The following is a 21,755-nucleotide window of genomic DNA, read 5'->3' on the forward strand; positions in this document are numbered from 1 at the left end:
TATTGTATTATTTTTAATCAAGTCGCATTTGGAAATGGAGTTCGAAATGGGATACCGAGACGGATTAAAATTCCAATTTACAAAAATGGATGCATTGCACGCTCTAAGTCAACCTGTTTCTTCCTTGCTTGGAGTTTCAACTCAAACAGAACAAACCTTAAATAAATTAGGTATTAAAACGATTTACGATTTAGCAACAAGCCCTTTATTCCAGATTGCTCATGATATTGCTGCTGCAGCAAATGGAGTGGGAAACTCAATCGTTGCTCGTGCAGGAAAGATTTCTTCGAGTTTTATCACGGCAGACTCACCACAAACTCCAGATGCTTTAGTTGGAGAAAAAATTAGTGTCTTTAGAGATATTGGCACTGTGCTTGTTTCTGAAATAGAAACAAACTTGCAAGTTGAAACCGTTGGTGATTTGGGTCGATGGCCTCCATTCTGTGCCGCTCAAGTTATATTAAGTGTTGGAGTTCCGGACCTAAATCAGGAGGGAGAAGAAAAGGGAAGTGAATTAGTTCCGCGCCTAGGCGAATATCCGACTGAACGGCATTTTTATCGTTCGGTAGTTATCGATCAGGTTACACCGCAACAAACAACTGATTTAAAAACGGCAGGTGCTATTGACATCTCTCCCACTGTTTCCTCTGATTTTGGTTTTAAAGCTCCGGCGGTAGGAGCGATATTAACCTTTGCCCAATCTTGGTTTGCCCAAGGAGTAACTTTAGGTAATTTATTACATAGCGTTGCACTGGCACCCGGTGAAAGCACTCGTATTGCAGTCATGGACTGGTCACGACAAGTCAAAGCATCCGGACAAGAAACGATTGCAGAATCGGAAAAACTAACTAATACGACTACTCACAATCGCGCGATTAGTGAAGTGCAGGATGCAGTAGCCACAGAAGTTCAAACAGGCTTTTCAAAAACGAGTGGTAGCTCAACTACTTCAGCAGGTGGTGGCGGTTTGGGATTAAGCTTAGGCCCCTTAACTTTAGGCGGAAGTGGCTCTTCCGCTACTTCAAGCTCCAATGCTGAAAGCTTTTCAACTTCATCAGGTACCCGTAATCTGGCTGCAACTATGAATCAACGAGTTGCAGATTCAACACAACAAGCTGCATCCTCAGTACGCGATCGTCGGGCCTCAATCGTTAAAGAAGTTTCCGAAGAGGAACATCAAACAGTATCTACTCGCATTATCGCTAACTACAATCATATGCATGCCTTAACAATTCAATACTTTGAGGTCATCGAAATTTACCGGGTTAATGTGCAATTACAGCAAGTGGAACGTTGTCTTTTTGTCCCCATGAAATTAATTAAATTTGATGAAGCAACAATTAAACGCTACCAAGGGATCCTTGCCAATGCAGCCATAAACCAGCGCGCAAAAGAATTATTAAATAGAGAATTCGGTTCTGTAATTATTCAACCCGTCCTACCCCTTCGTCCAACACGTTCCGTGTTCGATCGCGTAGCAGTGCTTGATCGAATGGCTGCACTAAACGTTTCTGCGCGATCGTCTACGAATGCAACAAACGCTACAGAGGTTGGGGAGAATGCTCCCTCAGCTGCGACAACAGAGCCTGCAGCCCCACCCGCAGCTACTCTAACAAGTGGACCTTATTGGATAAATGATGAATTAATACGAGCCTCACGTATTACTCTGGCGGGCATCACAAAGCCAGGAACAAACAATATCTCGTTACCCGGTGAAACTGTATTTTATGGAATTTCACTGGATCTTACAGCTCAAAATCGTTCATCTATTTCCATTACCGCAGTTAATGTAGATTTGCAATCCGGTAACCTAATTAAATTAAACAGTATCAGTCCGATTACCTGGATTTCTACTGAATCGATTCCAATTCAAGAATTAGCTGCAATTAGGATTACGTCGGCGAATACAAGTTACTTAACAGGAAGGTTAACTCTGCAGCTCAGTTACAACAGTGCAAAGTTTCCTATTAGTTTACCTGTTGAAGTGAGCCCTAATGCAGTAGAGTTACAACTTTGTCGCTTTTTAGTCAACCAAAGTGATGAAACAGAATTAGAAATGCACCTGGAGAAAAACCGGTTGCATTACAGTCAAGCGATTTGGCGTGCATTGGATCCTTCACAAATTTCCTTGCTTTTATCAGCATATACTTTTGAAGGTAAACCAATTGGGGATTTAATTGATCCAAATCCTATCATGGTGGCAGGTAATTACTTAGTATTTCGCATGCCCAGCTTTATCACGGCTGTGGGTATTGAAGATACTGTATCGGATACAGAAGATGAGGCTCATAAAAAATGGCGGGGTTGGTTAAAAGATCGTGGCTTAATATTAGGTGCGAATACAGCAGTCGAACAACTTATTCCTATTCCAACAGGTGGTGTCTTTGCTGAAGCAGTACTGGGTCGTTCTAATTGCGCGGAACGCCTTGATGCCACTCGCTTCTGGAATTGGCAAGATTCACCTATACCGCTACAACCACCCGAAATTGCAGCAATTCAAATGGAATCTCGTGCTCAACCAGTTGATGCTACCCCTGGCCAACTGGGGGCACCTGTTCTAAATATTATGAATCCTACGACACTTCCTGATCCAACGGGTGTCGGAGCCATATTAAATGCTGTTCAAAATGGCAACATGTTCCGTGATATGGCGGGACTTGCATCCACTGCCGCATTAGCCCAGGCTTTAGGAAGCAACTCAACCAGCGCAGGCATTGAGGCAGGGAGACAAGCAGCAGCTAATTTAGCTGTCGCAGCCCAAAAAGACATTGAAGAAAAGAAAATTGCTGCGCAACTAGCCCTGGCTGCAATGGGATTACCTTCAGCGAATGCTGGCTCAACTAAAAATATCTCTGAGGGCGGTGCCTTATTAAATACTGCTACAGAGATGGATAAGCGCTCACCAAGATCAGCACCTTCTAACTCTCCGAATGTAGGCGGTAGCGGTTCAATAGAGGATTCGGGTGATGACTTAGGAGGAACCAATGGTCCGATGATGCCAGGGGTCCCCGAGGATGTACAAAATCTATTCGGCAGTCCCAGTCGAGCTGATGAAGTGCTTTCCAAAATGAATTGGGGAAGTCTGGGACAATCAGGAGCTTCAATTGTTCCAGCCAGTTACGCGGACAAGGGAGGTGGCAGCGGCAGTGGCAGTTCTGCTACTACAGTGATTAGCTACGAATTGGCTTGCTATGCTAAATTCCCTAGACCATGGGCCAATGAAGCAGATGAAGTTCAAGGTTTAGCAAATGACACATGGCTTCCTTCAGAAGAAGAGTTTGATATCATTAGTCCTGCTGCCACCAGTGCAAATAATCAAGCCACGAAACCTTTTGGCCAAGTCATGGCTTCACTCGAAGATCTCATCACTACAGTGACCTATTTTGCACCCAAAGTGCCTGGCTTTGGAACATCGTATTCATCCAAAGTGCTAAGGCTTAATCTTTTCTTGTATGCACAAAGTGACAATGTAGGATTTGAAGGAATTTTAACCACTAACGGTAAATGGCAGTCCACTCTTGGTACTGATATTAAATCAGCAGGCTTAGATTCAGCCCTAATAACTGCCATTAGTAAAAAGGCTGCCACTAAAACATTATTGGCCAAACTCAAAAAGGCTTGGACTCCCTCTACTGAAATCTGGCTTTATACCTGCTCTGCTGTTGTTAGCGATGCATTTGGGAAGAAGTTGGCAAAATTACTTGGGGCAAGAATTCGAGCATTTGATGAACCATTTTGGGTATTACCTACTTTTGATACCACCCAACAAAAAGTCTTAACCCGAGATGAGTTTGGCATAGGCGCTGATTTTACAAGTGCCTCAGCTACCAGGACCAAAGACCTGCACAGTTTAGATGCCTTATCAAAAAGGACATTTAGACCATAACGTCCATTAGGCTTCCAAACAAAGTTTAATGGACATGCATCGAGTTTATCTTCTATTGGAAGAACTTGATGCTTTTAGCTGATCTGCATGAAATATTTTGCTAATATATACAAATAAATCATTTTTTATACACAATGATTCTATTCATTTTGGAGAAATCAATGACTAAAAAAATGCCAAAAAATTTTGGAAAGTCGATTGACTGGACTGTAACAACAGACAAAAAACAAATCAACTCACTGAATAAAAATACCCGAACAATTGCCGAGCAATTAGATGAGAATCCATTGCCAGAGAAAGACCAATTAAATCCAAAGAAAAAACAATAACATATCAACGAAAAAATAAAACTTGCATATTTTTTATAAAAATTTATCATAACTAATGCGATTTTTTATTGAAAAAGGATTTCAGATGATGATGTTATTTAGAAAATTTGCTACTTCTTCTTTCCCTAGAACCGTTAAGCCCTCTTCTGCTCCCAGCCGTTTTTTCAAAAATATCGATTGGTCAATAGTCAAAAAAAGTGAGGCTGAAGCAGAATTAAATAAATCCGTTAAAACCATCGTGAAAGAGCTTGAAAATACCTCGTCAACGGATGCCCCAGGACCTGCTCCTAGATTTAAATAATTGTGATGCAGAGGATTCCTTCTGGAATCCTCCGCACCTTATTTTGTAGCTGCTGGTAATGAATGGTGAGATGTTAAACTCTCCAATACTTCAAAATGCTCGGGAGTATCCGATTTTAACTTCTCAAAATCTTCTTCGTTTTGAATATCAAGCGTACCATCCTGAACTGTAGCTACGACATTTTTCTCAAGGCTAGTAATTGAAGTTGAAGTAATTCCTTGGCGAACAAATGCAATTTTAGCCGATCCAAATTTACTCGGATCAATTACTCTTGTCATACTCGTCTCAATTGAAATATCTGCGCCTTCAAAAAGTTCCTCTGCAGATGTGGCATTACTATTGAGTTGGCTTTGATTAATGAAGTCTACATATTGCAAAAGATTGATAACATAGATTGTATTGGTCTCACAATCTACTACTACAGCTGGCTTATTATCTTCTGCCTGCTCCAACTCTTGCCCTTTTCCTTTACTGAATTTTTTCTCAATCGCCAACTCGTTATTTACCACACTAATAATTACTTTTTTAGATTGGTTTTCTTGAATCACGAATGGAAAACGTTCACTAACACTACGGTAAGAATTCAATACATACTTAGGAGGTGTAATAAAATCATTATTTGAAATACCCCTCTGAATCACTCCATCCACTGCTTTCTCAGGTTTTCTTGTCGAAACGGTGATTAAATAAGTACCATTCTTTTCTAAGCCGATGTCAACCCATTTAGGCCAAACATTGCACATTTCTTTAAATACATTAGGCACTCGTTTGTGTTTATCCATACGACGTGTTAAGAACTCACCACTCATATTGTAAGTCACTACTGCTTCGTCGTGCGTCAATGTACCAATATGTTTTCTATGAGCTCCCTTTACACATTCGTCGTCATAAAAAATTGTGCGTTTTCTATCAACGGTAAGCAGAGCCAGCTCATCTAATGAATATCCTGTTTGCCGTTGTAATTGCAAAGCAAAACTCTCTGTTGTAATGGATTTACCACTTCCAGGCCCTCCAGCCATCAAAACAGTGAAACGGTCAGGATAACTTTTAGGTACTTCGGGGACACCAATAAATGTATTCGCTTCTATTGCTGAAACTAAAGGTAACGATTCATATTTAGCTTGTTTAATAAGAGTTTCGATTACGCGTTCTGAAAGAGCATATATTCGCGCATCTACCTCGCTTTTAAGTAGTTCATCTGATACATGAACCATAGCTAACTCGCTTAGCGTAGCATCAGATACATCAATTATTCCTTTTTCTCTCCGTTGTCTCAGCTCTGTTTTGAATTTATTAAAATGCTTATGAACCTGGGGATGCTGAACTTGCGTGCTTGTATCATGAAGGGTCTTATATACCCAATCAAAATATTTCTCTCGCTGAGTCAACATGCTTATTTGCGGAATCATTGGTAAAATATGTTGTTTGTGAAAATCACGGACAAAAACTCCAAAATCATTATTTTTAGGGGGAGTTTTTAACAATAAAGGAATTAAAGCTCCAGTTATTTGTAATGAGCGGCGAGGCGTTTCAAACAGTATTAAATCACCTACGGATTGGCCATTTTGACCTTTATGGCGTCCAAACCCTTTAACCTTCAATGACAGTTCATCTTTTTTTTGTACTGAATTTTTTAATGCAGTAAATTCAACAGAAGAATCTCTAAATACCTCTGGGAATGAGCCTTTCCCTGATTCAAGAACTGACTCGATATCACAAGAGCCTGCATTGAATTCCTTCCAATTGTATTGAGAATAAAAACGAACAATTCGTGTGTTGCCGCCTAGAGAGATAGTTCTATTGACTCCTTGAGATGTCAATCTATTTTTCGTATGTCTAACTGTTCTACTCCACATCGTTTAATTCCTATTTTAACGCATTACGTAATCTGGAGTGTATTTTACACATAACACATTAACTAAATATTAAGCATTCCGTTAATATATAAGTCCTTTCGGGGTAATCGCACTATTTTTAAACATAAAGATTTTTTTTTGAATATCTGCTGCTTCCGCCCCCAGACTTGTTCATAGGGCGCAGCGCAAAAAGTGATTGGATAGAGGACGCAATTGTATCGAACTGCAGGAACACCGGAGCTGAATCCCGCGCCTAAAGACTAAGTATTATGGTAACTATAACCATATTGCCCTGCATACCGTGCATAAAGAGACAGTACGTAGATTTTTATTAAAAACTTATTAACAAAAACTCACCATTTTATTTTATAGGTTTCCCCCTCCACTAACTGTTCAGAAGGTTTATCAATTTTCCTTGAAATTTCTTGATGTTTAATTAAATACCTAAGATCCTCATCAAGAAATGGCTTCTTTTTATCCAAACCTTCCTTTTCACCTTGCTTGCCAAGCAACTCTTTAAGCTTACTATCATAGACCCCTTTTAATACGGATAATACCTGTTCATGAGCCTTTGTTTCCTCAGATTTCCCTTTAAAGAAAGTTAAGCCTGACTGCGGTAAAAAATCCTTAGGTGTACGAATATCATTCGCTTTGATTTTTATATATAAATCATTCAATTGCGCCATGGCAATTAAAGGATCATCACTCAATCTTTTCATCAATCCTTTATTAAAGGTTTTAGGGTAATTGAATATGGAGTCAGAGCTAGCTTTCTCAAGAAATCTAGCCGCTGAAGAAATATTGGTATGAGCTCCCTCTTTCATCAATTTTACGCATAGGTGATAGTAATTTTTCGACAAAGCAATATCTAATATTGTTTTTTTATTCACATCTTTTGTATTTAAATTTACTTTTTCTTTTATCAGAAAATCACTTAAATCCATAAACTTAATTTCATTTTCTTTTTTAAAGCGTGCAGAAAAACTTACACTATCCAGTGCCTGATGAAATGGATTTCTCCCTTCAATATTTCTCTGGTGAATCAAAGTGCGATCCCTGGACAGAATTTCCTGGACCACAGGCAAAGGACACCTACCCATAGCAGTATGTAACATGTTATTTCCTTCTACATCTTGGAAATCAATCTTTGCTCCCATGTCTAATAAAATTTGCGTGCATTTGAAATCTTGCAATGTAATCGTGGAATATATAGGAGGACGTCCATATTTATTTGGTTTATCAAGTACTTCTTTGTTTTTTTCAGCGATTATCTTTACCAAAGCTTCTCTAGGCTCTGGACCTGTAAAAAAAACATAATGCATAGGAGAATGCCCACTCGCATCAGTTAAATTTGTATCAGCACCTTTTTTTAATAAATACTTGACTAAATTTATATTTCCACTACCAACAGCTAACATTAATGGAGTTGCATTATCTTTATTTAATGGAGTATTAATATCCATTCCTGCCTGCAAAAACTTTCCGACAAGGCTTCTGCTTCCCAAACCAATAGCAAGTCTCAAACCATCTTGATTTAAAAGAAGTTTTTCATTCTTGCTAATAATTTTTTTAAATGTTTCAATATCTTTTCGAGCCGATACTGTATCAAGAAGCTCTTTACTAATCTCTGCACCAGCATCTAACAATATCTCAAATGTTTCTAATTTACGATTTTTATACGCTAAAGTTATAGGAGACATGCCTCTTTTGTCGGGTTCATTTATCTGAACAACACCTGTGGATATTAAGCCAGTAATTAACTCTGGATTTCCATGCTCAGCAGCATAATGGAACGCTGTTTTGCCTTGATTGTCTTGAACGTTTAATAGTTTAAGCGCGTCTTCTTGTTGCGATAAAGTTTTTAATATTTTCGACATTATTTCTATATTTCCAGATTCCGCAGCGTAATGAAGAACTGTTTTGCCATCGTAATCCGGGATTGATAAATCTGCCTTTTGCCCAATAAGCTCATCAACCATTGCACTATTGCACATCATGACCGCTAAATGCATAGGAGTTTTACCTACATAAAGCGGAGGAGCACCTTGCTTTATGCGTTTATTAATTTGAGACTCATTCATGGATACAAGTTCTTTTATATCACTAGGATCACTAAGATAAACTGCTCCTCGATGCAGTGGATATAGAGCAGCTAATGAGGCGAGACAATCTTTGGTATCCCTTTGAAGGGTTTCAATATCGGAGTGTAAAAAACTATTCCCACGAATTTTCGTATAAGCAGGGCTATCCAGCATCTTCATAAATTGATCTCTATCTTCTAAGCTGGAAGAATACCCGTACAAGGAAATATCTTTTTTGCTTCTTTCAATAACCTCTACTGTATTAAAAATTGCTTCCTTAATCACCACGACTAATTCATCAGCACTATATAAATCAAAAACATTAGGCTCGTAGAATGTTGCAGGCGGCAAACCTTGCTGCATTAAAAGAATATTTAATAAATTATTTACGAAAGTTCTGCCATTAGCATCTCTAAAAGGATGTAATACTTCATAATATCGAATGTGCTTGGCAATCACTTGAAGTTTTTCATCAATGGTATGGGCGGCTTTAATTTCTTTGTTATAAGATCGAGTGATGGCTTCCAGGAACCCATCAACATTTTTTTGCACTGCGAGATAAAAATGAGTCGTATTGCTATGGCCATCTTCAGACATGTCTTTATATATTTTTTTAGCAAGCTCAGGTATTTGTTCAGGAGACAAATCTTTAAAATAGTTTTTATCGAACTTTGGGTAACCTAGTGGTCCAAGTTGTCCAGGACCAAACTCTGCTTCACCTTCTAAAAGGAAAAATAAACCTAGAAATTCTTCGATGCCTTTAATTGATGCACGGCTTGCAGGAATACCAAATGACACAGGTTCATCCGTTCTAATTTCACCTGGGTTTTTGTCCTGTAACTCTTCTACTTTTTTCCCGCATTTTTTATGTATTTCCTTTATTAAATCAACACTTAATTCAAAACCCTCTCCTGCCGTATCAACTTGTAAAGCAATGGAGCATAAACTTTCTAGAGCAGCGTTGAGAGAACCGCGTTCTCTTGACTCATAACCCTGCCAACCATTTTCTTTTGACCAAAAACGCCCATCAACAAATAATCTCCATATTTCCTCAGGTGGATACGCTTTTAGATAAAACAGCCCAGGTAGATTAGCCATAAAATTACTCAAAAAAAGCAATCTTATTTATAATAATAGACCAGGGTGGCTCAAATTGACTCAATATATCAATATTTTGTGTTACGCTAATTTGAGGTTATAATATCCGCAAAAATTTATAATTTTTTAAAAAATCTCAATATATGAATTGATTTCGTGGAACAATGATTTAGATGTACAGAAAAAATAGTTCTTTTAATGAAATTTAAAACTTTGCAAAACAAAATATGGGAAAAATTCTGTTAAAATAGCAACCAGCTTATATCCAAGATAGTTTTCATGGGCATAAAAAGCCGCCCCGTTCTGATTTTTTAGAGTAATACAATGAGAAATAAAATCATCACAAATAAAAAAGTTATTTTTTCACGAGCCATTGCAAAAGACCCCGCCAATGAATTGGAGAATTTTTTATCAACACGATTTTATTCTGTGAATCAAAGTCATAACTGCGCCATTGTTATTGGTTCAAGCCTCGCTCATCAAGATCAAGATATGGAACAGGATATGATACTTGATAGTTCTGGAGCATTAGCCACTACAGATAAAGTGGGCACAATTAATGGTGCTCGCGTTGCAGTCACCGACGGCTTAGGCGGAGGAGCTGGTGATCAACAAGAAGATGAAATGATACACGAAATATCCCAAGCGAGTTGTGAAGCATTTTTGGATTGTGATGAAAATATAGATGCAACACTCGACTTAATTAGCCAAGCAACTGCATCAAGAAAAAATAGTGATGGAAAAGGAACGTATGATGCACATGCATCTATAGCAGCTTTTATCTATAAATACCAACAAGGAGAGCGATATTCTGGAGAGTTTGCAAATATCGGCGATGGATTAATTATTGTATTAGATAAACACTATAAGATAAAAAACACTCTTTGTGCCCGGCATATTTATCGAGGATTTGGTACATGGACTCCCTCATCCCTGCAAACACTTACTTCAACTTCCAATAGAGATAATGTACTTGTCAGACAAACACTCGAACTTGCTGAGGGCGATATTATCGTTTCAATGACCGATGGGATCTGGGGAGAATTAGCATCTGATTTGATTTCGCAAACAAAAGATCATCGAGATATCGATATTGATCGAAAATCATTTGAAACGCTTTTGGAGGGATTCAATGGTGTTCCCTACCCATCTTCATTCGATATAGCTCGAAGGATTACGAATCAGGCGATATCTCAAAGTTTAAAGCGCAGGAAGATATTAGTAACATTAATTCAAGAAATAGAAGAACAAGACTTTCAGGAAAAAGCTATAAAAACGGTTAATGATGCATTAGCTTATTTGGTTAAAATAGGCCATCATAAAACAGCAAAGACTTTAAAGGCGGTTCTTTTTGAACAAGCCATGAATGATGGGATCACTTATTTTGAGAACATGGAAATCCCACTTGATGTAGTGATGCATGATTTAAAAAGTCGTACCGTCGGAGATTGTTCGACAATCAATGTCACCAGAATCCCTTATCATTTAGATGAACTCATACGTTGTTTTATAAGGTATCCTGAAAAATGCCGAGTTTTATCACCGCAATTTGAAGTAACGATCAAATCCGAAGCTGATTTAGAGCAGGCATTTAAGCGTCTGTCCCTTGAGGTAATACAATCTGAAGTTGAATCAGGCCTTTCTAAAGTACATTTTGCACCTGCATTTAAAAAAGAAACTCTTAATAAAACCCAGACAGTACTAACCCATTTTTTCCGCATAACGACTCATTTAGACAGTAAAAAGAGCTATCAAAAATGGCTAAGTAATCTAAGTGCTTATATAACCCAAGAATCGTCACTGGAAAAAGAAGATATTAAATTATTATTATCCATGCTAGAGGATAAGATTAAGCCTAAAAAAGGATTCTTCCAGACATTCTTGGGAGAAAATCAAAGCAAATTATATAAGGCATTTCAGAAACAAATCGAATTACAATTTTTAGACAGTGAAAGAACAAGTGATTTTACGCTGCATTGATACAGCATAATAATTTCATAGATACCCAATCATATGCATACAGGAAAGCGCGGCGGATTTATTAATAAAAAATCAGTTTATTAATATCAAAATGAATGATTTCAAATTAGTATCCGCTGAAATTAAAAGCACTCAAATTAATTTAGAATCCTATCAAGAATTATTTCAAAAAATTAATCGTAATCCATTAAAGCCCATTCGTCGGCTTGGAATTGGTGTTCATTTTGATCACCCTTCAACCGAGGCGAGTTATTAAGTCGCTGCATAAATAGCTCGAATTATTTTAGATTAAGATGGAAATCTTCGACCACATCACGAGGGGAAAATCCATCTCTATATTTAAAATGTTCACAAATATGGGTAACAATAATATAAGTGGACTGTTTGCTTTTTTTTAAAATCCAAGTATGACTTAAATCCGCGATCAGTTGTTGGCTGTAGGCAGCAGGAGATTGCCAAATTTTTGCAAACCAAACCCCTTTAGTACTCAGCGTGATATGATCGCTTTGGGTTTCACTTTTAATAAGCTCACATTCAAACTTTTGATCGAAATAAATGAGTTTACCTATTTGATGATCAGCAAAGCCAGCAATGCCTTTAAAAACTATATCGCTACCGCGCAGAGTAATAATTAACTTTTCTGGATCAACGATTGGTAAAAAATCGGATATGGGCGCTCGTGATGCATTCAAATGATTAAATTGTTCAACCACTTTTAACGCATCTTTTTCATTATGTGTGATTTCATTCATAAATTGGTCCACTCGTTGAGTATTATAGCTTGGGCGAGATTGAGAAATTTTATTAAAATCCAGAAATCCCAGACTCTAACGCGCTGCCCAAGCGATGTTTTTAAAAGGCTCCATTCTTATACAAGATAAGTAAGATTGAATAAAACACCATTTGTATAAAGATGGTTTTGTTCCAAACCATTTCCCATTGTTTGACCTGATGCACGACCCAATTTACTTTTACCCCAATCTGCAAACTCATATCCCAAACCCACTTGCCAATTTTGATTCAATACTTTTTGTATTCCTGCACTCACAGTGTAGGTAAATGTTGTTTGGGTATGTGACGTAAAATCAGGATTCGGTAAGGCCTCAAAAATCTTTGGTGTATTGCTAAAAGAATGCGCATCGTTAAAACCTACACCAACACTGCTACTCACCCAAGGCATTACTATAAATCCCCAATTTGCCAATAATTTCCCCTTTAATGCTATATGAGTGTGTTGGATTTTGTAATTGTAGGTATAGTTGTCAAATTCTGGGCTGGCATCATCCCAAATGTCTCCTGAAAAATTGGCATTAGTGGTCGCTGCAACCGCCACACCTAACTGCCCCAAGAATGTAGCGGTTAATGATCGTTGCAAACCCAAAAACACCTCAAAATCCGCAAGTGTATTTGTTGAGTTATTCTCAGTATAAGTTTTTTCAATCCCAGGGGCTAAAAAGAACGTCTGGGCATCAACCTCACTTTGCCATACCGGACCAATACTTAATGCTGCGACATAATTGAAGTGCGGGACCGCTTCACCCATGACGCCCGCTATTACACTGCTATTGCTTAAAACGCTTGCCAATATTACCAATAAATAGGGCTGTTTCCTCATTCAAACTCCTGCATCAAGCCAATTAATATAATTATTCTTTAGGGAATAATACAGGTATTAATTGTTACACCACCGGGAATGTTTCCTGGATTATATAGTGCAACATTATTATCTATATTCGCTTTGTTACTTAAAAATTGATTCGAAGACAAACATACATGAGCCAGACTCATATTAATTGGAGTACCTGCTGTACCTCCCACTAATATCGCCCCTCCTCTGTTATCTTCTCCTAATGGATTTTTTAGTGCCATATTCTTTTTAAAAATATTACCGAAAATCTTGGCATCTCCAAAAAGTCCAACAGCAATTGCCCCTCCTCCTGGTGCCATAGTAGTTACTGAGGAACTTCCTCCACTAAAAAAATTGGCTACAGAGTTAAAGAAAAATAGAGGTGAATGAATACCAACAGGAACTCCCTCAATCGTGTTGTGGACAAAAGTGTTATTGGAGATTTGTGCCTGCGACCGTTGAAGGGAAGCAAATACTGCATTCCCATAGTTATTTACAAAAATGCCCCCACCTTCCAATTGTGCTTTATTATCCACGAAAGTAGATTTTGTGATTGTTGTAGGTATTGAGTCCACATACATTGCTCCACCAACACCCCCACTATTGTTGGTAAATTCAGAGTTAATGATCGTGGCTTGTGAACTTGGGTTAGGAAGTATTCCAAAAACATTAATAGCACCTCCCCCAAATGCTGCACCGACATTCTTGATAAACTTTGAGTTTTCAACGTTTAAAAAATGAGGCATGCCATTATTAAAGGGGGTATGGAAAAAAATTGCCCCGCCGCCAAACCCTGTACGGATAGTTTGATTTTGCGTAAACGTTGAATTGGATACAGATAAATTGGTATTAATCATCCCAAGAGCGCCGCCGCTTGCATCTGGAACAGGACCATTCAGAACATTGCTCTTAAAATCGCTTGAAAAAATCGTGGTACCCCCTGCATCTTTACTACGAATTGCTCCACCATTACGAAAGGCAACATTTTGTTCAAATTGACTTGAAGCAATAATATAGGCAGCGCCAATTAGATTCTCCAAAGCCCCTCCGCTGCCTCCTGGAAATGTGGCAAAGTTATTCATAAATTTGGAGTTTTTTATAGTAATTACAGTATTTGTATCTATTGCTGCTACAGCTCCTCCACCTGAAGCTAATGCAAGGAGCTCCCCATCAAGAATTTCGGTCACTGTAGCATTGAAACCATCACTTATATTTTGCTCAAAGAGCATATGGCTGAGCTCAATCGTAGAACCATAGCGTGCTAAAAGACCACCGCCCGCAGCATGTTCATACTCCAAACTCTCGAGAACATTGTCAACACCTAAAACGCCACTGTCTGGGCCTACTGCATACCCCCCTCTTACGATCAGGCTATCGAGCGTGATATTTTTAACACCTGTGCCTGGAGGGACATCACTTCCGGCTGTAAGCACATGCCAAACCCGATCATTGTTACTATTAACTACATAGGGAGTCAGACAGGTTGAAGTCATGTCCCCACATAAGATAGTGGGATGAAGTTGTCCATTTCTTTGTTCACGACGAGTTTCCGTCCCAGAGAATCCCCCATATATGGCTGTATTACTTGGTAAGTTAAACGTTCTTAACTTAGGGGTATTCACCCCATAAGCCCCGCCAATAATTCCTTGTGGAGCATATACTCGAGAAGGTTTATAGACCCCATTTGCTACCCAGATTTCAACAAAATCCGGGTCAGCGTCGGCAGCTTCTAGTGCAGAATCTAAATTATTAAACGCATTTGCCCAACTCATTCCATTACCGTTTGTCGGTCTACTGCCGTTAACATAAAATCGTGTTGTTTCTCCTTTAATGATACTCAGGCTGTTTATGGCGCTTGGTTGATAACACTGCAAGGGATTGCCTTGGTTGCAAACCATAGGACCTCCTGATACATCGCCCAATAATTCGCGGCCAATCACTTCCAAGGTTAAAGTACAGGATTGTTTATACCCTAATAAAAATGGATTGTTGCAATTTCCTTCCCCTGATACCACTTGATTGATGCCGATAATAGGGTTCATAACCAGAGTCTGTGTTTTTTTCGATTGATTGGTTACGATGTATTTCACTGTAGCAGTTCCTGTTGAACTCACAGAGACCTTAGGTGGAAAATTTGCATCGGGCATAAAAGTCCATAAAGGGCTACCAGCCTGCGCTGCAGTGATAAAACAAAAAGTATATAAACCAAAGCCTAATTGAGGCATTAAATGAGAAAATTTCATGGCGGCGCATCCCTACGAACTAATGTGAAATTAAAAAAATTAAGACTTAGGAAGGTTTTTAAAAATTGGCATACAGCACTCCAGCATAAGTTTTTAACTTCTCATCTCAATATTTAAAATTTGCAGCCGATTTCAGAGTTATGAGCCTCAGCTTTTGACACTCTAGGAACTGCACTAACCGTAGCATCTAAACATAAAATGGTGTAAATATCAATAAATGAACTTTTGAGCGCTTACCAAAAATATTTAGAAGGTTTTTCTTTTTTTTCAACAGCTTATGTTCGGAATGGAAAACCCGAATTATGACGTAGTTCATTCGGGTTCCCTGCTATTTTCTTATGGAAAAATGAACACTTTTTGCAAAGTGCAAACGCTTATTTGATGATGTGTTACATCTTATTGGCGATGTCTAGAATCATATAAGCACCCGCCGTAGACAATGATTTATGTAATAACCGACAGTTAAATCCTTTAAAAAAGCTGCTAATTCCATGATTCGTATATATACCTGATGCAATTTCTCTTATTGTTGGCTTCAATTCATCAGTACAAGCCTGTTGTCGGCTTTTTATTACATCAAGTGGGGTAGTTGCAAAAACAACTGGGACTGAAGCAGCAGTTGCCCACAGAATCGTTGATAAAAAAGTTTGTTTTTCCCGTTTGGTTTTAATTGCTTGATATGTCATGAATAAATAGAGCCAACTAGGGAATGCTTTTCCCAGAGTCGCTGTACTACCAACAAAAAAGCCTGGAACCCCTCTTTGTTGATAAATAGTTTGCATGGCTTGAACAGGTTTTATGGGCTTATCCTGACTTGCTATTGCTCTCATTTGAACTGTTTTAATATTTTCAAGCGGGCTAAGTACCAAAGTATCAAAAGTTGCGGCAGTTGTTGCTTTGAGGAAACTGCCGAACCCCAGAGGAAACTGGTATTTATCAATTTCTTTTGGCATGTAGGTAATCAACAAAGGCCTGTATATTATTTTACTTTGTTGCCGAATAATACATGACATGAGTCCTGTAGATAAATGGCTGAAATTCGCGCCTAAGAAATGTTTTGTGACAGAATAAGAACTTTGGTAAAGATTTGTTTGAATTGCTACCTTAAGTCGTTCTGCCGGATGCCCTATTAAAGTAGTGAGCCCTGTATAACTGACACTAAATGCATAAGCATCCCAAAGCGTCTTTTTCTCTTTTTTTTCTTGACTCATAAAATATACCCTTCTTCGCAATAAAACGCGCGAATACTACCATGATGCCTGTTTTTAAGACACTGTGTTTTTTATACGAAACAATTTGAAATTGAGTGTTCTTATCACGGAAAGAAAACAGAAATTCTGAATTAGAAGTTATATAAATCCCCACTGGCTTTTATTTATCTTACTCATGATTTATGTAGCAAATTTGAATGGCATTAATTAGTATTGTGTCTCTTGCTTTAAAATAAAATGAATTAGAAAAGCTGCGCTGTATTACCTAGAAATGAGTATGATGACGTAAATTGCTTATGTATCAATGACACCACATCCCCATTTTAAATAGCATTTCTTATTGTTGAATTTATTATTACTAAAAGGGAACATTAGAGTGAAAATGAATCAATTCCAATTAGCATGCACTTTATTTTTAATGATGAGCCAGACCTTTGCGGGCAATCCTGTTCTTCATTTTTTGGATAAACCTTTCCCAACAAAGAGCTCCACCTTAGGAGGGAGTGTCACTTCTACATATACTTTTACCAATAATCTCCCTTTTACTTTTAAAAAACCATTTCAGGTAATTCCGATATTGTGCCCGTCTCCTAATCAAGAATGTACAGCTACTGGAGTAGAATTTAAATACAACGATCAATGTACAGGGAAACAATTGCAGCCTAAGGAAAGCTGTACTTATAGTATTACCTTAACTCCCAACAGCATTGGCCGAAAAACGATTTTAGTGGCTTACAGCGGATATGATAATAACGTAGTCCACGTGCAACCTGCATTAACCACAATTGCAACAACAGCCCCGGCGGGTATTTTAGGTACAACCAATTTTCCTTCAGCCCAACCTTTGCCCCGTCAAACATTTGCAAATACAAACTATACAGTAGTTTTTACGTTCACAAATTACGATGCCTCAACGGCCAGCTTTATACAAAATATTACACAAAACAATAATCCGCTCCATCCCAATTTAGTCATCACATACAACAGCTGCATCCCCTCTGGAACAACGGGAACATTAGCAAGCGGCGCTCAATGCAGTATTGTCGGTATATTCAATTCACCCACTCATGGAACGGTTACCCTCGCCGCTGAATTGATTGGCAACCTAAGTTCCAATAAACTCATTACATCGACCACAATACAATCCGTTTCATTCAATCAGCTGATTGGTGTTGATTATAATCCCAATCATTATACCAATAACTACCCATTCAATTTTCATGATGTTTTCTATACGGGCACACCTAACAATTCCGCTGCCACTAATGTTTATGCAGAACTTCAACAATTGCAGGACGCTGGTTTTACAACAGTTCGCTCCTATCAAACCGAACCCTATAGTTGGATAGATATTATTAAGCAAGCCAACGCTTTGGGGATGAAAGTTATTTATGAGGCAGTGATTCCTCAACTACCCAATGACGCTATGTATCCTGGATGTCCATTAGGTGCCCAAGATTATATTCCATGCGCTCAAGCTACATTAACTGCTGTGATTCAGGCAGTTACCCCTGCAGTGTTTAATAACACCGTCATACTAGTTTTTGCGGGTCATGAAAATTACTGCAACGCAGGCAATATGATTCCTCCATGCACAGGTACCTCAAATGTTACTTATCTAACAAGTGCAGTATCTGCTTTAAAAGCCACCCTCACTGCACAAGGTTTAACAACTCCTGTAAGCTCTGCAGTCCTTAGTGGCAGTTTTGTCACCCCAAGCCCGGCAATTTCTACCGATATGCAAACATTAATTAATTCTTATTCTTCGACAGCCCCCCTGGCCTTTGATCCGTATCCCTTTCAATTTGGCGTAGCTCCAGCAAAAGCAGCTGTATGGATGCCTCCGTTAAACACAACAGTTCAACAGACCAATTCACTCGCATGGGATTACATAAAGGTTGTAGGTTCAACAACGCCACCTGCTTTACCCATGGCAAACCAACAACCTTTTTATACACCAGGACGTGTTCTCTTGACAGCAGAAACAGGTTGGGCAACAGCAGGAACTACTACTGGATATGCATGTAATTCCCCTGGCCCCTGTGCACCATCTGTGGCAAATGCTACTGCTTATTTCCAAACTCTTTATCAATTGAATACAAGTAACTTTGTAAAAAAATCAGGATATAATATAGGAGTTCTCGCCTTCGAAGCTTACGATGAGCCCGCAAAAGGTGGTCCTACAGCAGAACAAAATTATGGTCTTTTTAACTCAAATTGTGTTCAAAAAAGCGCGGGTATTGTTCCTAACAATACGACGGTATCTGCAAAGGGATGTCAAGGATTTACCAATGGTACACTATTAACCCTATTTGGTACGACTCCCCCGACCCAACCATCATTTAGGGTGCACATTACTTATCCATCGGGGCAACATCCAACAATTGATGTGACGATACCTGCTAATTCTGGAGTCGCTCCTAATATAAGTACGATAACACCATGGCCACAATTTTTAATTTATCAAGGTGCCCGAATTACTGTGGCTTCGACTACAAGTACTCAAACCTGTACAACTACTGCCGTAGAAGTTACAGCATCCCCTTCTTCAATTACTTTCGGACCAGTGACCTGTACTAATCCCCCTCCCAGAAGCATGGGATGCTTCGGTCTGGGATGTCAATTATCTAATCCTTTTTAGATTGGAGATTTGAACCTTAGATCCCGACTGTAAGCTAAGCAGAAAGTGGATATGGTGATTCCTGCGAAGGCAGGAATCCATCCATGAAGCATTGCCAATATAAAAAGGATCCCCCCCCCTATGCGGGGAGGACAGGCTTACTTGCTCACGTTGCGTTGATCTTACGCAGATACATAAAAAAATGGGGATCCCGGTAGTTTGCAGCCCGGAATAGACCTTAATTTGAGCCAAGTAACTTAAATAGTGCACTTACAACGTCTCTCGGCTTGTCGCGGAAGTAGTAACAAAAGATAATGAAATGCCGATCCTTCATATTTCTTAAGTACCTTAAGTTATAAATGCTATGAACAGACGATACAGAAGATTTAATTTGCATCATCTTCTAATTAGTTTATTGATCGCCAGAAGAGAAAATTAATAAACATTATGGATTAAAACTTGACAACATAGCATGTGCATCTGTAAACTTATGCGCACATTGATTAATATCAGAACACAAATAAGCGAGATAAACCATGCAATCAAAATTTTTTAATAGCGCATCCATTCCAAAAACCAGCCAAGAAGCGTTTCGTATATTAACCAAAACTGATGATTTGGAAGATATTCAAAATATTTTATTTCACTTTAAGCAATTGGTTGATATTAAAAAAAGTAGGCTTACTTCTCATGGTCGTCAAGATTCAAAAATACCTAACAATCAGAAATTTATTGAAAATATGGAAACACTCTTTCAGAAACTGCAGAACGCAGTAGCGGATGGAAAGCCCTACCAATCTTTATTTGGTGATGTGTGCAAGTTAAAAGAGGATTTGCAAGTAATTTTAGGATATTATCAATCTCAGATCCGCCATAATCAGCCCATTGTGAAAAGCTATCTAAAACAGGCAAACAGTAAGGATAGTGCGGTTAGAACATTAGCAACAGAAATTGAATCTCATGAAAAATCGTTACTTGATGAAGAGGATTCAAGCATCTTAGCCAAGTACACTATTAATTTTAGTGCTACCGATATTATGCGGAAAGATATCGAAATGATTAGCGACATCGTTCTGAGACCCTACTTAGCTGATCATAGTAATGAACCTGGATTTTCCTATATCTAGCACTATCTTAGTAAAAAAGTACCAAAATATTTGGTACTTTTACTCTCGTCGCCTACTCTATTATATAAAGAAATGATTATTGACACGTTGCTAACGCAAAAAGAGTAAGGTGTATGTTCAATGAATAAAAAAAGTTTGAGATTTCTTCTTTGTCTGACGATTTTTCTTCCTTTGAAATGGGTCAATGCAACTCCAGAAATAATAAAACAAAAAATTGATAATACAGTCTCTGTCTTTATGCAGAAAAACAATGTTCCTGGATTAGCATTAGCAGTACTCAAAGATGGCCAACCGATTCTCATAAAGGGATATGGTTATGCCAATATTGAAACAAAAGACCCTGTAAATTCACAAACCCTATTTGGTATTGGCTCCGTATCTAAAGTCATCACTGCTTTTGCACTCATGACGTTAGTCCAGGAAGGAAAAGTAAATTTAAATAGTTCTGTATTGGACTACGTGCCCAAAGCACCGGAACAGTGGCAGAATGTTACCATTCAACAATTACTTTCACATTCAAGTGGTATTCCTCAACATCATGGGCCACATCTCCCTTGGATTAAAGTATGGGACGACTTAGCAAAAAAACCCATGCAATTTCCACCAGGATCTGCAATTACCTATAATAATTTCGCCTATAGCGTGTTAGGACGTGTTATTGAAAATGTGAGCCATCAAACATTAGGTGATTATTTATCAAATACCATTTTTGAGCCGTTGGGGATGAATCATACAGGTTTCCCTAAATCGCTCTTTCCTCCAAATTTGGCAACAGGCTATCAATCGAAAAAAGGTAAAGTAGCTCTTAACCCAAATCAAAACCCATGGAGTCAAATGTGGGGTTCGGGAGGAATCGTATCGAATATCAGTGATATGGCTAAATGGGATAACGCCATGTCTTCCGGGAAAATATTAGCACCAGCAGTCTATCGTCAAATGTGGACACCCGTCTTTTTAAACAATGGAGCGCTTGCAGGCAACAAAAACTGGGCATGGTCTTTAGGATGGCAAGTTTCTTCTATCAATGGTAAACGTCTTGCCTTCAAAAACGGTGCTATAAGAGGCTATAGCAGTTGGATAGAACGTCATATTGATGATCATGTGAGTATCATCATACTTACAAATACGAATCATGTGCCATTAAAACGACTGGCAAAGCGTATTTTCAATCAAATCATGGATGGCACAATAATATCAGTAAAAAAATTCCCTTCTTATACCGTAAATAAGTGATTTTCTAAACCTAGTTAACCTATTGCAAGTACTAATAAAAATCCTTTATTAAGTGCTCAAATAAAACTTTCTTCTCCATAATTTGGATAATGCAGTAGATATTTACTTCTTGATTAAAAAAATTGCGAAGTTACAATAATCTTTTTGTTTTTCGAGCAATGAT

Annotated in this window: 14 protein-coding genes; 8 read left to right on the forward strand and 6 right to left on the reverse strand. The window is 38.4% G+C overall.

The annotated features are described in order from the left end of the window. Positions 1–46 precede the first annotated feature (46 nt). The 3 genes from FOLKNPGA_RS12490 (at position 47) to FOLKNPGA_RS12500 (ending at position 4,516) form a co-directional block, all read left to right on the forward strand. Positions 47–3,886 carry a hypothetical protein gene (locus FOLKNPGA_RS12490; RefSeq protein WP_182350216.1) on the forward strand — a complete coding sequence of 1,280 codons (3,840 nt, stop codon included), beginning with the start codon at positions 47–49 and terminating at the stop codon, positions 3,884–3,886. A gap of 161 nt (positions 3,887–4,047) precedes the next feature. Continuing rightward, on the forward strand, positions 4,048–4,215 hold the full coding sequence (locus tag FOLKNPGA_RS12495) for a hypothetical protein (protein WP_182350217.1): 168 nt from the start codon (positions 4,048–4,050) through the stop codon (positions 4,213–4,215). A gap of 85 nt (positions 4,216–4,300) precedes the next feature. Then, entirely contained in the window at positions 4,301–4,516 is a 216-nt protein-coding gene (locus FOLKNPGA_RS12500; RefSeq protein ID WP_232891208.1) for a hypothetical protein, read from the forward strand. A gap of 38 nt (positions 4,517–4,554) precedes the next feature. Here FOLKNPGA_RS12500 and FOLKNPGA_RS12505 read toward each other — a convergent pair whose 3' ends face one another. Together FOLKNPGA_RS12505 and ankX are read right to left on the reverse strand one after the other, a co-directional pair. Beyond that, positions 4,555–6,372 carry a hypothetical protein gene (locus tag FOLKNPGA_RS12505; RefSeq protein WP_182350218.1) on the reverse strand — a complete coding sequence of 606 codons (1,818 nt, stop codon included), beginning with the start codon at positions 6,370–6,372 and terminating at the stop codon, positions 4,555–4,557. 353 nt (positions 6,373–6,725) lie between these two features. Continuing rightward, on the reverse strand, positions 6,726–9,551 hold the full coding sequence (gene ankX / locus FOLKNPGA_RS12510; protein WP_182350219.1) for a Dot/Icm T4SS effector AnkN/AnkX/LegA8: 2,826 nt from the start codon (positions 9,549–9,551) through the stop codon (positions 6,726–6,728). Positions 9,552–9,875: 324 nt separating this feature from the next. Here ankX and FOLKNPGA_RS12515 point away from each other — a divergent pair, with 324 nt between their 5' ends. Together FOLKNPGA_RS12515 and FOLKNPGA_RS12520 are read left to right on the forward strand one after the other, a co-directional pair. Further along, positions 9,876–11,531, forward strand: a complete 1,656-nt coding sequence (locus FOLKNPGA_RS12515; RefSeq protein ID WP_182350220.1) for a phosphocholine hydrolase Lem3 — start codon at positions 9,876–9,878, stop codon at positions 11,529–11,531. A 91-nt stretch (positions 11,532–11,622) separates the two neighbouring features. After that, on the forward strand, positions 11,623–11,787 hold the full coding sequence (locus FOLKNPGA_RS12520; protein WP_232891212.1) for a hypothetical protein: 165 nt from the start codon (positions 11,623–11,625) through the stop codon (positions 11,785–11,787). A gap of 22 nt (positions 11,788–11,809) precedes the next feature. On the opposite strand, the gene FOLKNPGA_RS12525 is transcribed toward FOLKNPGA_RS12520, so the two are convergent. The 4 genes from FOLKNPGA_RS12525 to FOLKNPGA_RS12540 form a co-directional block, all read right to left on the reverse strand. Further along, positions 11,810–12,283 (reverse strand): hypothetical protein, encoded by a 474-nt coding sequence (locus tag FOLKNPGA_RS12525; protein WP_182350221.1) that lies wholly within the window; start codon positions 12,281–12,283, stop codon positions 11,810–11,812. A gap of 116 nt (positions 12,284–12,399) precedes the next feature. Next, on the reverse strand, positions 12,400–13,146 hold the full coding sequence (locus FOLKNPGA_RS12530) for an outer membrane protein (protein ID WP_182350222.1): 747 nt from the start codon (positions 13,144–13,146) through the stop codon (positions 12,400–12,402). A 38-nt stretch (positions 13,147–13,184) separates the two neighbouring features. Next, positions 13,185–15,401: a hypothetical protein gene (locus FOLKNPGA_RS12535; protein ID WP_182350223.1), complete on the reverse strand. Its 2,217-nt coding sequence runs from the start codon at positions 15,399–15,401 to the stop codon at positions 13,185–13,187. 389 nt (positions 15,402–15,790) lie between these two features. After that, positions 15,791–16,612, reverse strand: coding sequence for an MC/SLC25 family protein (locus FOLKNPGA_RS12540; protein WP_182350224.1), 822 nt, complete (start codon positions 16,610–16,612; stop codon positions 15,791–15,793). A gap of 382 nt (positions 16,613–16,994) precedes the next feature. Here FOLKNPGA_RS12540 and FOLKNPGA_RS12545 point away from each other — a divergent pair, with 382 nt between their 5' ends. From FOLKNPGA_RS12545 to FOLKNPGA_RS12555, 3 genes are all read left to right on the forward strand, one after another. Further along, positions 16,995–19,253: a glycosyl hydrolase family 17 protein gene (locus FOLKNPGA_RS12545; protein WP_182352854.1), complete on the forward strand. Its 2,259-nt coding sequence runs from the start codon at positions 16,995–16,997 to the stop codon at positions 19,251–19,253. A gap of 515 nt (positions 19,254–19,768) precedes the next feature. Continuing rightward, positions 19,769–20,359, forward strand: coding sequence for a hypothetical protein (locus FOLKNPGA_RS12550; RefSeq protein ID WP_182350225.1), 591 nt, complete (start codon positions 19,769–19,771; stop codon positions 20,357–20,359). Between the two features lie 120 nt (positions 20,360–20,479). Continuing rightward, positions 20,480–21,592 carry a serine hydrolase gene (locus FOLKNPGA_RS12555; RefSeq protein WP_182350226.1) on the forward strand — a complete coding sequence of 371 codons (1,113 nt, stop codon included), beginning with the start codon at positions 20,480–20,482 and terminating at the stop codon, positions 21,590–21,592. Positions 21,593–21,755 lie beyond the last annotated feature (163 nt).

The organism is Legionella sp. PC1000 (assembly GCF_014109805.1).
In the GTDB taxonomy this organism is placed as follows: domain Bacteria; phylum Pseudomonadota; class Gammaproteobacteria; order Legionellales; family Legionellaceae; genus Legionella; species Legionella resiliens.

Excerpts from the sequence above, each read along its gene's own strand:
- FOLKNPGA_RS12495 (WP_182350217.1), top strand. The coding sequence starts at position 4,048 with ATGACTAAAAAAATGCCAAAAAATTTTGGAAAGTCGATTGACTGGACT.
- FOLKNPGA_RS12525 (WP_182350221.1), bottom strand. The coding sequence starts at position 12,283 with ATGAATGAAATCACACATAATGAAAAAGATGCGTTAAAAGTGGTTGAA.
- FOLKNPGA_RS12555 (WP_182350226.1), top strand. The coding sequence starts at position 20,480 with ATGAATAAAAAAAGTTTGAGATTTCTTCTTTGTCTGACGATTTTTCTT.
- ankX (WP_182350219.1), bottom strand. The coding sequence starts at position 9,551 with ATGGCTAATCTACCTGGGCTGTTTTATCTAAAAGCGTATCCACCTGAG.
- FOLKNPGA_RS12500 (WP_232891208.1), top strand. The coding sequence starts at position 4,301 with ATGATGATGTTATTTAGAAAATTTGCTACTTCTTCTTTCCCTAGAACC.
- FOLKNPGA_RS12535 (WP_182350223.1), bottom strand. The coding sequence starts at position 15,401 with ATGAAATTTTCTCATTTAATGCCTCAATTAGGCTTTGGTTTATATACT.
- FOLKNPGA_RS12490 (WP_182350216.1), top strand. The coding sequence starts at position 47 with ATGGGATACCGAGACGGATTAAAATTCCAATTTACAAAAATGGATGCA.
- FOLKNPGA_RS12520 (WP_232891212.1), top strand. The coding sequence starts at position 11,623 with ATGAATGATTTCAAATTAGTATCCGCTGAAATTAAAAGCACTCAAATT.
- FOLKNPGA_RS12545 (WP_182352854.1), top strand. The coding sequence starts at position 16,995 with ATGAATCAATTCCAATTAGCATGCACTTTATTTTTAATGATGAGCCAG.
- FOLKNPGA_RS12540 (WP_182350224.1), bottom strand. The coding sequence starts at position 16,612 with ATGAGTCAAGAAAAAAAAGAGAAAAAGACGCTTTGGGATGCTTATGCA.
- FOLKNPGA_RS12530 (WP_182350222.1), bottom strand. The coding sequence starts at position 13,146 with ATGAGGAAACAGCCCTATTTATTGGTAATATTGGCAAGCGTTTTAAGC.
- FOLKNPGA_RS12505 (WP_182350218.1), bottom strand. The coding sequence starts at position 6,372 with ATGTGGAGTAGAACAGTTAGACATACGAAAAATAGATTGACATCTCAA.
- FOLKNPGA_RS12550 (WP_182350225.1), top strand. The coding sequence starts at position 19,769 with ATGCAATCAAAATTTTTTAATAGCGCATCCATTCCAAAAACCAGCCAA.
- FOLKNPGA_RS12515 (WP_182350220.1), top strand. The coding sequence starts at position 9,876 with ATGAGAAATAAAATCATCACAAATAAAAAAGTTATTTTTTCACGAGCC.